The following is a 13,738-nucleotide window of genomic DNA, read 5'->3' as shown; positions in this document are numbered from 1 at the left end:
TTATCTCGCCGCCATATTATTCATCCGCTTGGTGTGCGGCTTGTTTTAAATCTTCGTTTTGCTGACCTGAACAAGATTTAGCGTCATCGGCGAAAGCTTAAATATCCACGATATGCGAGGCCGGACGACGACTGACGGCCGGCGGCGAAATGCCTCAAGCCCGCCGCGAAGATTGCAACCCGGCGTGTTCAATCTCAAATGGGAAACAAATTCTTACTTACCTGACCAGACTGGACGCCGCTCGGAAGCTAACACTTGCCCCCACCTGACCGCTTCGCGGTCGTCCGCCCCGGAGGGGGCGGAGCGCTCTTCCCCCTCCGGGGGAAGACGACCGCGAAGCGGTCCGTAGGGGGCAAGCGGTCGCCGCACCCAGAATCCGGACATGTCGCCAAAACGCCTTCACGAACACCCGTCGTTAAGTCGCGAGCGCTACAGTCCCGGGCCATGACCAACCGTCCTTCCTCCGCCGGGATCACTCCCGAACAGCTGGCGACGCTCAGCCACGAGTTCCGCACCCCGCTGAACGGGGTGCTGGGCATGGCGCGGCTGCTGGAGGGCACGCGGCTGACGGCCGAGCAGCGGGCCTATGTCGGCGCCCTGCGCGAAAGCGGCGACCACCTGCTGTCGCTGGTCAACGACGTGCTGGACTTCGCCCGTCTGGGGGCCACGGCCATCGAGTTGCACGCCGCCCCGGTCGACGTCGAGAACCTGCTGCGCCAGGTGGCCGAACTGCTCAGCCCCCGCGCCCACGAAAAGGCTGTCGAGATCGCCTGGGCCGCCGCGCCCGGCCTGCCTACGATCCTGGCCGACGAGGGCCGGCTGCGGCAGGTGCTGCTGAACTACGCCGGCAACGCCATCAAGTTCACCGAGGTCGGCGGGGTGCTGCTGAGCGCCGAGCCGACGGCGAACGGCCGCGTTCGCTTCTCCGTCCGCGACACCGGTCCCGGCGTCGCCCCGGAAGCCCGGGCCGCCATCTTCGAGGCCTTTGTCCAGACCGACCCCTCGCACCAGGCCCAGCTGGGCGGGGCCGGGCTGGGCCTGGCGATCGTCGCCCGCCTGGCCGGCGCCATGAACGGCGAGGCCGGGGTGGGCGGCGAACTGGGCCAGGGCGCCGACTTCTGGTTCGAGGCGCCGTTCGAGGTCGCCCCGACGCCGCCCGTGGAGCTGCCGCTGACCGGCCGCGCCGTCGCCATCGCCTCGCCCAACGCCATGATCCGCGAGGCCGCCCTCCGCCAGGTCCGGGCCAGCGGCGGCCAGGCCCTGGCCGGCGAGACCGTGGTCGAGGCCCTGAAGGGCGCGCCGGCCGACGCCGTGCTGCTGCTCGACGCGGCGCTCTCCGCCGCGAAGGGGGCCGCCCCGCGCGGGGCGCTGAAGCCGCCGGCCGGCCGGGCCTGCGTGGTCCTGCTGACCCCCGACCAGCGCGACCGCATTCCCAAGCTGAAGGCCGCGGGCCTGGGCTACCTGATCAAGCCGCTGCGCCGCGCCTCGCTGATCGCCCAGGTGCTGGCCGCCCGTCCCGCAACCCGGACCCCGACGATCGAGGCCGCTCCGGCCTCGGCCCACGAGGACGACCGCATCGCCCCGGCCGCCGCCCCCGGCGTCCGCGTGCTGCTGGCCGAGGACAACCCGATCAACGCCCTGCTGGCCCGCGCCCTGCTGGAGCGCGAGGGCTGCAGGGTCGACCGCATCGCCAGCGGCGACGAGGCGGTCTCGGCCCTGTCGCGCGGCTTCTACGACCTGATCCTGATGGACCTGCGCATGCCCGGCCTGAACGGCATCGAGGCCACCAAGGCCCTGCGCGAGCGCGGCGTCACCACGCCGATCGTCGCCCTGACCGCCGACGCCTTCGACGAGGATCGCCGCGCCTGCCTGGCGGCCGGCATGAACGACTTCCTGGCCAAGCCCCTTACCCCGCCGGCCCTGCGCGGCGTGCTGACCAACTGGACCGGGCTCGGCTGGACGAAAGCGGCGACGCGCGCCAAGGTCGCCGGCTAATGGCGGGGCGGCTTCCCCGCACCGGGAACCGCCACGCATGACCGACGACGCCAAGGCCGCCGCCAAGCCCGAGGCCGCTCCAGAGAAGAAGACCTTCCTCCAGACCCTGGCCTTCTTCGGCGAGCGCCGAAGCCTGGTGATGCTGGGCCTGGGGTTCGCCTCGGGCCTGCCCTTCATGCTGATCTTCGACACCCTGTCGCTGTGGCTGCGCGACGCGGGCCTGTCGCTGGCGGTGATCGGCTTCTTCAGCCTGGCGACGCTGTCGTTCTCGTTCAAGTTCCTGTGGGCGCCGCTGATCGACCGCACCAAACTGCCGATCCTGCACGGCCTAGTCGGCCATCGCCGGGCCTGGATGCTGGCCTGTCAGGCGGTGATCATCCTGGGCCTGCTGGCCATTTCCAGCGTCAATCCGGCCGCGAACCTGCCGCTGATGGCCGCCATCGCCGTGATCGTGGGCTTCGCCACCGCCACCCAGGACATTGTCATCGACGCCTGGCGGATCGAGGTGGTCGACGCCGACCGCCAAGGCCAGATGGCTGTGGCCGTCCAGTGGGGCTATCGCGGGGCGATGATCATGGCCGGCGCCGTGCCGCTGATCCTGGCCGAGCGGTTCGGCTGGAACGTCTCGTACCTGGCGATGGCCGGGATCATGCTGGTCGGGGTGATCTCCACCCTGCTGGCCCCGCGCGAGGCGGCCCACGCCATCCGGCCGATCCACACCGACGGGGTCGACCAGCCCAAGGTGCTGGAGATCGCCGAATGGCTGGCGCGGCTGGCGATCCTGTTGGCCGGCGCCCTGCTGGTCGGTTCGGGTCTGTCGGGCGACGCCAGCCTGCTGTCCAACATCGTCGGCGGCGACGCCCTGGCCGAAGCCTGGAAGGCCAAGCCCAACGGGATATGGCTGCAGCTGGCCGGGGTGCTGACGGGCCTGGCGGTCATTGTGATCGCCGCCTGGCCGATCCCCAGGGTCAGGACCAAGCCGGGCGTCTATCTGTCGACGGCGCTCTATTCGCCGCTCCAGGAGTTCCTGACCCGCTTTTCGGGCGTGGCCGGCCTGATCCTGGCGGCCATCTGCGTCTACCGCGTCTCGGACTTCGTGCTCAACATCATGAACCCGTTCTACCGGGACATGGGCTTTTCCCTGACCGAGATCGCCGAGATCCGGAAGGTGTTCGGCATCATCGCCTCGATGGCCGGGGTGTTCCTGGGCGGGGTGGTCGTGGCCCGCTTCGGCCTGATGCGGGCCCTGATCGTCGGCGCCTTCGCCCAGCCGATCAGCAATCTGATGTTCGCCCTGCTGGCCATGAGCGGCCATGACGTGCCGATGCTGTTCGCCTCGATCTGCATCGACAACATCGCCGGCGGCGTCGCCGGGACGGCCCTGATCGCCTACATGTCCAGCCTGACCACGGCCGGCTTCACGGCCACGCAATACGCCCTCTTCTCATCGCTCTACGCCCTGCCGGGCAAGCTGATCGCCTCGCAGTCGGGACGGATTGTCGAGGCCTCGGCCGTCGCGGCCGAACATGGCGGCCCGATCGGCGCGCTGAAGGGCCTGTTCACACGCCTGCCGCCCGAGAGCTTCACCGCCGCCGGCGCCAAGTTGGGGGTCAGCGCCGCGGCCATGGCGGCGGGCTACACGGCCTTCTTCATCTACACGGCCCTGATCGGCGTCGTGGCCATCGGCCTGTCGTTCCTGGTCGCGGCGCGCCAGCCCAGGCACGCGGCGGCCAGGGCGGCGGCTTGAGTTCTCGGCAGGGGACACGCCCTTGCGGCGTGTCCCCAAGGGCTGGCGCCGCGCCTGAAAATGGGGACACGCCGCAAGGGCATGTCCCCGGCCTTAGATCTCGCTCTTCAGGCACACCACCTGGGCCACGCGCAGGTCGCGGCGCAGGCCGTCGGCGACGCGGCCGTAGTTCTCGGTGGTGATCGCCTCGCCCAGGGCGAAACCGGACGGGCGGCGGCGGCTCTGCTTGAGCAGGTCGTCCACCGTCTCCTGGGCGGTCGTGTAGATCCGGCCGCGGCGCGGCGACTCCGCCACCGTCACCCCGATCACCCGCCCGGCGCTGTCCAGGGCCGGGGCGCCCGACAGGCCGGACAGCGTGCCTTTCAGATTGTCGGTGCGGCCGACCTCGGCCCAGACCAGCACCGGCTCGACCCGGGCCCCGCGCCCGCGGATGACCAGGTTCTCGCGGCCCAGCAGGCGCGAGGTGACCTCGCCCGGATGGCCCTGCGGGAAGCCGGGATGATAGGCCCGTTCGCCCCGCCGAGGCGGCTCGGCCAGGCCGCGCAGGGGCACGGCGGGCGCGCCGCCCTCGGTGGTCAGGATGGCGGCGTCGCCGGAGGGGTCCAGCGTGATGCGGGCCGCCACGCCCCGGCCGTCCGCCACGACGATCGCCGCCTCGCGGCAGCCGTCGACCACGTGCCGGGCGGTCAGCCACGAGCCGCCGTCGTCGACCGAGAAGGCCGTGCCGCTGCCGGGCTGGCCCTTCTCGGGCACCTGGACGACCACCGAAGGATCGAACGGCGAGGCGGGGCCCAGCGGCAGGCCCTCGCCGCCGGGCACGGGGGGCGGCGGGGCGGGGGCGTCCGAGCGCTCCTGCCGGCCGACGGCCACGACCACCAGGGCGGCCACCACCGCCCCGTAGATCAGCCAGTCCGGAAGTTTCGGGAAATGCACGGTACGCCCCCGCTCGCCCGGCCGTCAGCCGGCGACCGCGGCGGCCAGGATCAGGGCCGTGGCCAGCTTGGCCCCGACCAGCAGGGCGGCGGCGGCGACCTCGCCCTCGTTGATCCGCTCGGGCAGGCCCTTGAGCAGCATGTCCGTGACGCGGAAGACCAGCAGTTGCACGGCGATCGTCGAGACGCCCCACAGCACGATCTCCAGCGGCGACACCGAGGCCTTCAGCGAGGTGGCCAGCGGGATGGCCAGGCCGACCATCACCCCGCCCAGAGACAGGGCGGCGGCGGCGTTGCCCTCGCGGATCAGCTTGATCTCCCTGTGGGGGGTCAGCAGGGCGTAGAGCGCCGTGCCGATGACCAGCATCACCAGGGTGATGGCGGCGTGCAGCAGGGTCAGCGGCAGGCCGCTGGCGAAGGCCTGGATCTCGGGCGACTGAAGCTGAGGCGGCATGAAGACGGTGATCCCGAACTTGAGGGACGCATTGCTAACACGGGACCGGCGGCCGTGCGTAGGGGACTCAGCCCCGCTCGCCCTCGAACATGTAGTCCCGGGTGATCGGCAGGGCGCCCACCTTCTTGGCGACCTGAATCTGGAAGACCATGTGGCCGCCATAGCGGAAGCCCAGCTCGGCCCCGCACAGATAGAACTCCCACATCCGCCGGAACCGCTCGTCGAACATGACGGGGATGTCGGGATCGGCCAGGAAGCGCATCCGCCAGTGCTTGCAGGTCTCGGCGTAGTGCAGGCGCAGGATCTCGATGTCGGTGATCCACAGGCCGGCCGCCTCGACGGCCTTGACGATCTCCGACAGGCCCGGGATGTAGCCGCCCGGGAAAATGTACTTGGCCGTGAAGGCGTTGGTCGCGCCCGGTCCGCTCATGCGGCCGATCGCGTGGATCACCGCGCTGCCGTCGTCGGCCAGCAGTCGCTTGACGGTCTCGAAATAGGTCCGGAAGTTCGGCGCGCCGACATGCTCCAGCATGCCGACCGAGACGATGCGGTCGAAGGTCTCGTCCAGGTCGCGATAGTCGGTCAGCCGGAACTCGACCCGGTCAGACAGGCCGGCCTTCTCGGCGCGCGCCTTCGCCAGGGCCAGCTGCTCTGTCGACAGGGTGACGCCGGTCATCCGCGCTCCGTGGTCGGCCGCCAGGGTCAGGGACATGCCGCCCCAGCCGGAGCCGATGTCCAGCACCTTCATGCCCGGGGTGATGTTCAGCTTGGCGCCGATATGGGCCTTCTTGGCGGCCTGGGCCTCCTCCAGGGTCATGTCCGGCCGGGCGAAATAGGCGCAGCTGTACTGCATGTCGGCGTCGAGGAAGCGCTTATAGAGTTCGTTGCCCACGTCGTAGTGGTGGGCGACGTTGCGGCGCGAGGCGAGACGGTCATTGACCGACTGCACCGTGCGCTTGACGGCCTTCCTGGCCCGGGTCAGGGGCGTGCCGCGCTTGGGCGTGCGCCCGCCGCTCCGGCCGACGATCTCCAGCAGGTCCCAGAGGCTCCCCCGCTCGATCTTCAGGTCGCCCTCCATGTAGGCCTCGCCCAGGCCCAGGCTGGGATTGGCCACCAGGCGGCGCAGGCCGCGGCCGTTGACCCGCATGGTCACGGGCGGGCCCGAGCCGTCGCCGGCCTTCTTCACCGAGCCGTCGGGAAGGTGGACGGTCAGGTCGCCGACCTTGACCATCTTGTTCAGCAGCGCTTCGATCATGGCGGCGACCCTAGCGCGAGCGCCGCCGGAGAAAAGACGGAAATTTTCGTCCGCCTCCCCTTGCAAAACGACGCGCGCCAACCAGTTGGCGGCGCCCTTGAGGCGGACCGTCCGGGGTCTTGGCGTCGCGCGCGACCCCCAGCTGGGTGCTAGGCAGTGTCGCCTCGCGTGCGATAAATCCGCCCTTCGCTGCATCCGTCGTTCGGAAAGTCGCACAATGGCCCAGCCTGACCTGGCCGATCTCGACGCCTTCACCGCCGTGGCCCGCGCCAGGAGCTTCCGGGGCGCGGCGGCCTCGCGCGGGGTCTCGGCCTCGTCGCTGTCCGAGACCGTGCGGCGGCTGGAGGCCGCCCTGGGCGTGCGGCTACTGAACCGCACCACCCGCAGCGTCACGCCGACCGAGGCCGGCGAGCGGCTGCTGGCCCGCCTGACCCCGGCGCTCGCCGACGTCAGCCTGGCCCTGGACGAGGTCAACGCCTTCCGCGACAGCCCGATCGGCGTCCTGAAGCTGAACGTGCCGGGGGCGGTGTCGCGGATCGTCCTCCCCGACCTGATCCCCCGGTTCCTGGCCGCCCATCCCGGTATCCGGGTCGAGGTCAGCGTCGAGGAGGCCTTCGTCGACGTGCTGGCGGCCGGCTTCGACGCGGGGGCGCGCTATGACGAGCGGCTGGAGAAGGACATGATCGCCGTGCCTCTGGCCGGGCCGCAGCGCTTCGTGGTCGTCGGTTCACCCGCCTATTTCGAGAAGCACGGCCGGCCCACCCATCCGCGCGAGGTGCTGGGCCACCCCTGCATCCGCCATCGCTTCCCCAGCGGGTCCAGCTACGCCTGGGAGTTCGAGAAGGACGGCGAGGTCGTCCGCGTCCAGCCCGAGGGCCCGCTGGTCACCAACAGCGGCGAGCTGGAGCTGGCGGCCGCCGAGGCGGGGCTTGGCCTGCTGGCCACCTTCGAGGCCTTCTGCGCCGACAGCATCGCGGCGGGCAAGCTGGAGACCGTGCTCGACGACTGGCTGCCGCCGTTCAGCGGGCCATATCTCTACTATCCCAGCCGCCGCCACATGCCCGCGCCGCTACGGGCGTTCGTGGACTTCGTGAAGGCGCGGCGGATGGATGCCGGCTGACAACGCGGAAGGAAGGGCTAAGCTTGGCCCAGCTTCGGAGCGACGCCATGCAAGCCCTGCCCTTTGCCCTGATCCTCGCGCTCTCTCCCCTGGCGGCCCACGCTCAGACCGTCCCCCAGCCGGCGCCCTGCGCCTCGCCGGAACATCGGCAGTTCGATTTCTGGGTCGGCGATTGGGAGGTCAGCCCCACCGGCAAAAGCCAAGTGGTCGCTCGTAGTCTGATCGAGAACCTCTATGGCGGCTGCGCCATCCGCGAAAACTGGGCGCCGCTGAAGGGCGCGGCCGGCGGCAGCCTCAACTCGTATGTCGGCGGGCCGGACGGCTGGCGCCAGACGTGGGTCGGCGGCGGCGGCGAGCGCGTCGACTTCAAGGGCGGCTGGGACGGCAAGGCGATGGTGCTGACCGGCGGCTGGACCGGCATCCTCCAGCCGGGCGTCTCGACCCTGACCCGGATGACCTACACGCCGGCCGCCGACGGATCGGTGCGGCAGTTCGGCGAGACTTCGTCAGACGAGGGCCGCACCTGGACGCCGAACTTCGATTTCACCTATCGGCGGCGCTCGTAAGGGGCGCCGACTTACAGGGGCGCCGACTTACAGGGCCGCGGCAGATTTCGTCCAGGCTGGGTCAAAACTGCCCCGGACGCCTCGTGCTAAGCGTCGCATTAGAAAGCCTGTTCTTGCTTCCGCGGCTTGCGGGGCGTAACGGGTCCGCTCCCGCTGCTGCAGGCGGGAAAGCAATCAAATTGGAGGCTGCGATGGGTTACCGGGTCGCGGTGGTCGGCGCCACGGGCAATGTGGGCCGTGAGATGTTCAATATCCTCGAGGAAGTGAAATTCCCCGTGGACAAGATGCATGCCATCGCCTCGCGCAAATCCATCGGCGTGGAAGTCTCGTTCGGCAGCCAGACCCTGCACTGCGAGGACCTGGAGCAGTTCGATTTCTCCAAGGTCGACATTGTGCTGATGAGCGCCGGCGGCGCCATCTCCAAGGCCTGGGGCGAGAAGATCGGCGCCGCGGGGGCGATCGTCATCGACAATTCCAGCCACTTCCGGATGGACCCGGACGTGCCGCTGGTGGTGCCGGAAGTGAACCCGGACGCCGTCGACAAGCTGCCCAAGAACATCATCGCCAACCCCAACTGCTCCACGGCCCAGCTGGTGGTGGTGCTGGCGCCCCTGCACGCCGAAGCCAAGATCAAGCGGGTGGTCGTCTCGACCTACCAGTCGGTCTCGGGCGCGGGCAAGGAAGGCATGGACGAGCTGTGGGAACAGACCAAGGGCGTGTTCGTCCTGGGCGCCCCGGCCCCCAAGAAGTTCACTAAGCAGATCGCCTTCAACGTCATCCCCCACATCGACGTCTTCATGGAAGACGGCTTCACTAAGGAAGAGTGGAAGATGATGATGGAGACCAAGAAGATCCTGGATCCGTCGATCAAGCTGACCGCCACCTGCGTGCGGGTGCCGGTGATGGTCGGCCACGCCGAGGCCGTCAACATCGAGTTCGAGACCCCGCTGGACGAGGACGACGTGCGCGAGATCCTGCGTGACGCCGACGGCGTGCAGGTGGTCGATAAGCGGGAGGACGGCGGCTACATGACGCCGAAGGAAAGCGCTGGCGAGTTCCCGGTCTATGTCTCGCGCATCCGCACCGATCCGACCGTGGAAAACGGCATCGCCCTCTGGTGCGTGGCCGATAACCTGCGCAAGGGCGCGGCGCTGAACGCCGTGCAGATCGCGCAGCTGCTGCATGAGAAGGGTCTCATCAAGCAGAAACTCCCGGCCTAAGCCGCCCTCCGCAACAAGCGGGTGGACGATCTCAGGGGCTCCCGGGACTTAAGGTTCCGGGGGCCCTTTTCATTTGCGATTCGAGGAACGACGCCATGTCGGCGGACACGACCAAGAGCCCGGACGAAGCCCGGACAGCGCTGATCGCCGGGGTGGGCTGCTACCTGCTGTGGGGCGTCCTGCCGCTGTATTTCCACCTGCTGTCGGGGCTGGGCGTCGGCGCGTGGGAGATGGTCGCCCACCGCACCTTGTGGGCCGCCCCCTGGGCGTTCTTCGCTGTGCTGATGGCCCGTCAGGGCGGTCAGGTGGCGGCCGTGCTGCGCCAACCGCGCACCCTGGGGATCCTGGCCCTGAGCACGGCGGCGATCTTCATCAACTGGTCGATCTACGTGTTCGCGGTCACCGCCAACCACGTGATCGAGGCCAGCCTCGGCTACTACATCAACCCGCTGATGAACATGGCGGCCGGGGCCCTGCTGTTCCGCGAGCGGATCAGCCGCGAGGGGGCGATCGCCATCGGCCTGGCGGTGATCGGCGTGGCGATCCAGACCGCCGCCCTGGGCCACCTGCCGATCATCTCGCTGGGCGTGGCGCTGAGCTTTTGCCTCTACGCCATCCTGCGCAAGCAGGTGAAGGCCGACGCCCAGACCGGCCTGTTCATCGAATGCGTCTACCTGGCCGTGCCCGGGCTGCTCTATGTGCTGCATCTTCAGGCCACGGGCGCCGGCCACTTCGCCACGGGCGCGGGGGTCACCATCCTGCTGTTGCTGGCCGGCCCGGCGACGGTCGTGCCCCTGGTCCTGTTCGCCTGGTCGGCCCGCCGCATGCCGCTCAGCGCCATGGGCTTCCTGCAGTTCATCGCCCCGACCCTGCAGTTCCTGATCGGCGTGCTGCTGGGCGAGGCGTTCACTCCGATGCGGGCCCTGTCGTTCGTGTTCATCTGGCTGGGCGTGGCGGTGTTCGCCTATGGGGCGTGGAAGCGGGCCCGGACGGTGGGCAGGGCCTAGCCTTCGGGACAGGTGGCGCGGCGGGGAGACCCGTCGTAGCCTCCGCCCCATGACCGGACCGGTGCATCCCCCGTGCGACGAAGGCGCCATCCGCGCCCGACCCGCCGCCGACTCGCCCGCGCCCCGCAAGCGCCTGGCCCTGGCGGCCACGGTGCTGGGTTCGAGCATGGCCTTCATCGATGGCTCGGTGGTCAATGTCGCCCTGCCCGCCATGCGGGTCGCGCTAAAGGCCGACGCGGCCCAGGTCCAGTGGATCGTCAACGCCTACCTGCTGCTGCTGGGGGCGCTGGTGCTGATCGGCGGTTCGGCCGGCGACCGCTATGGGCGGCGCAAGGTGTTCGTAGCCGGGGTGGCGCTGTTCGCCGCAGCTTCTCTGGGCTGCGCCCTGGCTCCGGACGCCGGCTGGCTGATCGCCGCCCGCGCGATGCAGGGGATCGCCGCGGCCATGCTGGTCCCGGCCAGCCTGGCGATCCTGGGCTCCACCTTCGACGACCAGGAGCGTGGGGCGGCGATCGGCGCCTGGGCTGGGTTCGGCGCGGTGACCACGGCGATCGGCCCGGTGCTGGGCGGCTGGCTGGTCGACCACGTCTCCTGGCGGGCGATCTTCCTGATCAACCTGCCGCTCGCCGCCGCCACCGTCTGGCTGGCGTTGGTCGCCGTACGCGAGAGCCGCGACCCGGACGTCCAGCAGCTTGACTGGCGCGGCGCGGCCCTGGCCGCCGCCGGCCTGGGCGCCTTGACCTGGGGTCTGACCGCCGTGGGCCAGCGGGGCTGGACCAGCGGCGTGGTCTGGGCCGCCCTGGCGGCCGGCGCGGTCCTGCTGGCGGGTTTCGTGGTCAGCCAGGCCCGCGAGAAACACCCGATGATGCCGCTGTCCCTCTATCGCTCCAGGACGTTCAGCGGAGCCAACCTGCTGACCCTGGCGCTCTATTTCGGCCTGACCGGGGCCCTGTTCTTCCTGCCGTTCGAACTGATCGCCCGCCACGGCTATTCGGCCGCCGGAGCCGGGGCGACCCTTCTGCCGTTCTCGGCGATCATGGGGACGCTGTCGGGGACGGCGGGCCGGCTGGCGGGCCGGTTCGGGGCCCGGCCCATGCTGACCATCGGTCCGATCCTGGCGGGCGTCGGCTTCGGTCTGCTGGGCGCGCCCTGGATAGGCGCCGGCTACTGGACCGGCGTGCTGCCCGGCCTGCTGGTCGTCGCGTTGGGCATGACCATCGCCGTCGCGCCCCTGACCAACACGGTGATGAGCGCGGTCGCCGCCAGCCACGCCGGCGTCGCCTCGGGGATCAACAACGCCGTCGCCCGGGTGGCCGGCCTGCTGGCGGTGGCGGTGCTGGGCCTGATCTATTTCGCGCCCGGCCCCCAGGGCTATCCGTGGGTGATGGGGATCAGCGCCGGGGCGGCCGTGGCGGCGGGGATCGTCGGTTGGCTGACGATCGAGGGGAAACCGGGACGGAAAGCCTAGAACCGCTTGGCCAACCCCACCGCCACTTCCAGGTCGGGCGTGTCGCTGTTCAGCCCCACATAGGCCGAGGCGTCCAGTTGCAGGTCCTTGGCCGAGGCCGGGGTCCAGCCCGCCGTCAGGTCGAAGCTGGCCGAGGTGACGTGGCCGGACGGATCCTCGTCGCGATCGGCCCACAGCTCGACGCCCAGGGCCACCGGGCCAAACGACCGCCCCACCCCGACCGCGCCGCCGAACCCGGCGTGGCGGCCCGAACCGTCGGCGTCGGCCCGAACGTCCAGCTCCGGCGATAGGGCCAGCGACCAGGCGGCGTTCAGCGGCAGGGAGATCGGGACGATCACCCCGCCCTGCCAGGCGTCGCCGCCGATCCCCTCGGCCCCGGTCGGGGCGGTGACGAAGGGCTGCAGGGCTGCCGAGACGCCGTCGCCGGCCGGATTCTTCAGCGACCAGCGCAGGGCCAAGCCAAGGTCGCCGACCCCGTTGATCATGGAAACCTCGTTCGAGGTCCGGTCCTTCTGACGGATCCGCTCATGCGCGGTCCAGCTGACCTGGCCCTCGAGCGTCGAGGTCAGGCCCAGCCGCAGCTCCATCGCCCCGAAGGCGGTGTCGTCGGTCGAGACGCCGCCGCCCCGGCTCCAGGCGCCGTCGGCCACGCCCAGCTCGGCCTGGAAGCGTCCGGCGTCGAGCACGCAGGGCGGCGAGCCCTTGCCCGGCCGGTCGGCGCAGAAATCGCGCCCGGCGTCCTGGGCCTGAGCGGCGGCGACCCAAGACAGGGCGGTCAGGCCGACGACGCGCGCAATCCCGGCCTTGCCCATTGTTCCCTCCGAAGCCCGCTAGAGCGCGCTATACGCCGCCTGGATCAGCCGCACCGCGCGAGGGTCGCCGATCAGCTCGGACCCCTGCTTGTTCATCACATAGGCTCCCGACACACCGCGCGACGGGTCGGCGAAGGCGCAGGAGCCGCCCCAGCCGCTGTGGCCGAAGGCGTCGGCCGCCGGGCCGTAGAAGAAGTTGGGCGTGTTGCGCATGAAGCCCGCGCCCCAGCTGATCACATAGGGCAGGACCAGGTCCTGGCCGACGATCCTTTCGGCGCTGGCCTGGGCGATCACCGCGGGCGACAGCACTCGGACGCCGTCCAGCTCGCCGCCCGAGGCCAGGGCGCCCATCAGCCGCGCCAGGGCCGGGGCGGTGGCGTGGCCGTTGGCCGACGGGATCTCGGCCCGGCGCCAGTCGGCCGTGCCGCGGCCGCCTGGCGCCGCCCACTTGGTCATGAAGGCCGCTTTCACGGCCTCGTTCATCGCTCCGAACTCGGGCAGGGCGGTCGGCCGCATCAGCTCGGCGCAGCGGGCGTGCTCGCTGTCGGGCAGGCCGATCCAGATGTCCAGGTCCAGAGGCTCGGCCAGGTCCTCGCGCAGCGCCGCGCCCATGGTCCGGCCGTCGACCCGGCGGAAGATCTCGCCGGCCGTGAAGCCGAAGGTCACCGGATGGTAGCCGCTGGCCGAGCCGACCGGCCACAGCGGGGCCATGGCCGCCAGCTTGGCGGTGGTGGCCTCCCAGTCGAACCAGATGGCCGGATCGGTTTCGTCGGGAAAGCCCGACAGCCCGTCCTGGTGCGACATCACCTGACCGACCGTGACGTCCTGCTTGCCGGCCTGCGCGAATTCCGGCCAGACCGAGGCCACGGTCTGGTCGTAGGTCAGCCTGCCCTGGTCCACCAGCCGGGCGATCAGCAGGGCGGCCACGGCCTTTGTGGTCGAGAACAGCGGCGTCAGGGTGTCGGGCCCGAACGCGACCTCGCGCTTGCGGTCGGCGAAGCCGCCCATCAGGTCGAGCGCCACCTCGCCATGGACCGCCAGCGAGAACCGTGCGCCCAGCTCGCCGCCGTCCTCGAAATTGGCGGTGAAGGCGTCACGAACGGCGGAAAAGCGGTCGGGGCAGAAGCCGGTGATGTCGACGGTCATGGGCAAGGGTCTAGCC

The 13,738-nt window shown here is 70.4% G+C and carries 12 protein-coding genes; 7 read left to right on the top strand and 5 right to left on the bottom strand.

Going from position 1 to position 13,738, the window contains the following annotated elements:
- The first annotated feature begins 444 nt into the window (after window positions 1–444).
- Complete coding sequence (locus tag G3M57_RS25250) at window positions 445–1,995, top strand: response regulator (RefSeq protein WP_163233476.1); 1,551 nt, start codon at window positions 445–447, stop codon at window positions 1,993–1,995.
- A 37-nt stretch (window positions 1,996–2,032) separates the two neighbouring features.
- On the top strand, window positions 2,033–3,742 hold the full coding sequence (locus G3M57_RS25245) for an AmpG family muropeptide MFS transporter (RefSeq protein ID WP_163233475.1): 1,710 nt from the start codon (window positions 2,033–2,035) through the stop codon (window positions 3,740–3,742).
- A 93-nt stretch (window positions 3,743–3,835) separates the two neighbouring features.
- Here the strand turns inward: G3M57_RS25245 and G3M57_RS25240 are convergent, their stop codons facing one another.
- The 3 genes from G3M57_RS25240 to G3M57_RS25230 all read right to left on the bottom strand — a co-directional run bounded on the left by G3M57_RS25240 (window position 3,836) and on the right by G3M57_RS25230 (window position 6,383).
- Window positions 3,836–4,675: a S1 family peptidase gene (locus G3M57_RS25240; RefSeq protein ID WP_056754990.1), complete on the bottom strand. Its 840-nt coding sequence runs from the start codon at window positions 4,673–4,675 to the stop codon at window positions 3,836–3,838.
- A 24-nt stretch (window positions 4,676–4,699) separates the two neighbouring features.
- Window positions 4,700–5,128: a DUF350 domain-containing protein gene (locus G3M57_RS25235; RefSeq protein WP_056754991.1), complete on the bottom strand. Its 429-nt coding sequence runs from the start codon at window positions 5,126–5,128 to the stop codon at window positions 4,700–4,702.
- Window positions 5,129–5,195: 67 nt separating this feature from the next.
- Window positions 5,196–6,383: an SAM-dependent methyltransferase gene (locus tag G3M57_RS25230; protein WP_163233474.1), complete on the bottom strand. Its 1,188-nt coding sequence runs from the start codon at window positions 6,381–6,383 to the stop codon at window positions 5,196–5,198.
- Window positions 6,384–6,600: 217 nt separating this feature from the next.
- On the opposite strand from G3M57_RS25230, the gene G3M57_RS25225 reads away from it, so the two are divergent.
- The 5 genes from G3M57_RS25225 (at window position 6,601) to G3M57_RS25205 (ending at window position 11,764) form a co-directional block, all read left to right on the top strand.
- Window positions 6,601–7,503, top strand: coding sequence for a LysR family transcriptional regulator (locus tag G3M57_RS25225; protein ID WP_163233473.1), 903 nt, complete (start codon window positions 6,601–6,603; stop codon window positions 7,501–7,503).
- A gap of 47 nt (window positions 7,504–7,550) precedes the next feature.
- Window positions 7,551–8,069 carry a hypothetical protein gene (locus G3M57_RS25220; RefSeq protein ID WP_056755000.1) on the top strand — a complete coding sequence of 173 codons (519 nt, stop codon included), beginning with the start codon at window positions 7,551–7,553 and terminating at the stop codon, window positions 8,067–8,069.
- A gap of 191 nt (window positions 8,070–8,260) precedes the next feature.
- Entirely contained in the window at window positions 8,261–9,289 is a 1,029-nt protein-coding gene (locus tag G3M57_RS25215; RefSeq protein ID WP_056755004.1) for an aspartate-semialdehyde dehydrogenase, read from the top strand.
- Between the two features lie 95 nt (window positions 9,290–9,384).
- Window positions 9,385–10,296: an EamA family transporter RarD gene (gene rarD / locus G3M57_RS25210; RefSeq protein WP_163233472.1), complete on the top strand. Its 912-nt coding sequence runs from the start codon at window positions 9,385–9,387 to the stop codon at window positions 10,294–10,296.
- 49 nt (window positions 10,297–10,345) lie between these two features.
- Window positions 10,346–11,764, top strand: a complete 1,419-nt coding sequence (locus G3M57_RS25205) for an MFS transporter (protein WP_163233471.1) — start codon at window positions 10,346–10,348, stop codon at window positions 11,762–11,764.
- On the opposite strand, the gene G3M57_RS25200 is transcribed toward G3M57_RS25205, so the two are convergent.
- On the bottom strand, window positions 11,761–12,576 hold the full coding sequence (locus G3M57_RS25200) for a transporter (protein WP_163233470.1): 816 nt from the start codon (window positions 12,574–12,576) through the stop codon (window positions 11,761–11,763). The genes G3M57_RS25205 and G3M57_RS25200 overlap by 4 nt on opposite strands.
- An 18-nt stretch (window positions 12,577–12,594) precedes the next feature.
- Window positions 12,595–13,722: a serine hydrolase domain-containing protein gene (locus tag G3M57_RS25195; RefSeq protein ID WP_163233469.1), complete on the bottom strand. Its 1,128-nt coding sequence runs from the start codon at window positions 13,720–13,722 to the stop codon at window positions 12,595–12,597.
- Window positions 13,723–13,738 lie beyond the last annotated feature (16 nt).

Origin of the sequence: Caulobacter rhizosphaerae (assembly GCF_010977555.1) — a bacterium.
Classification (GTDB): domain Bacteria; phylum Pseudomonadota; class Alphaproteobacteria; order Caulobacterales; family Caulobacteraceae; genus Caulobacter; species Caulobacter rhizosphaerae.
This window is presented reverse-complemented; position numbering and strand designations above follow the sequence as displayed.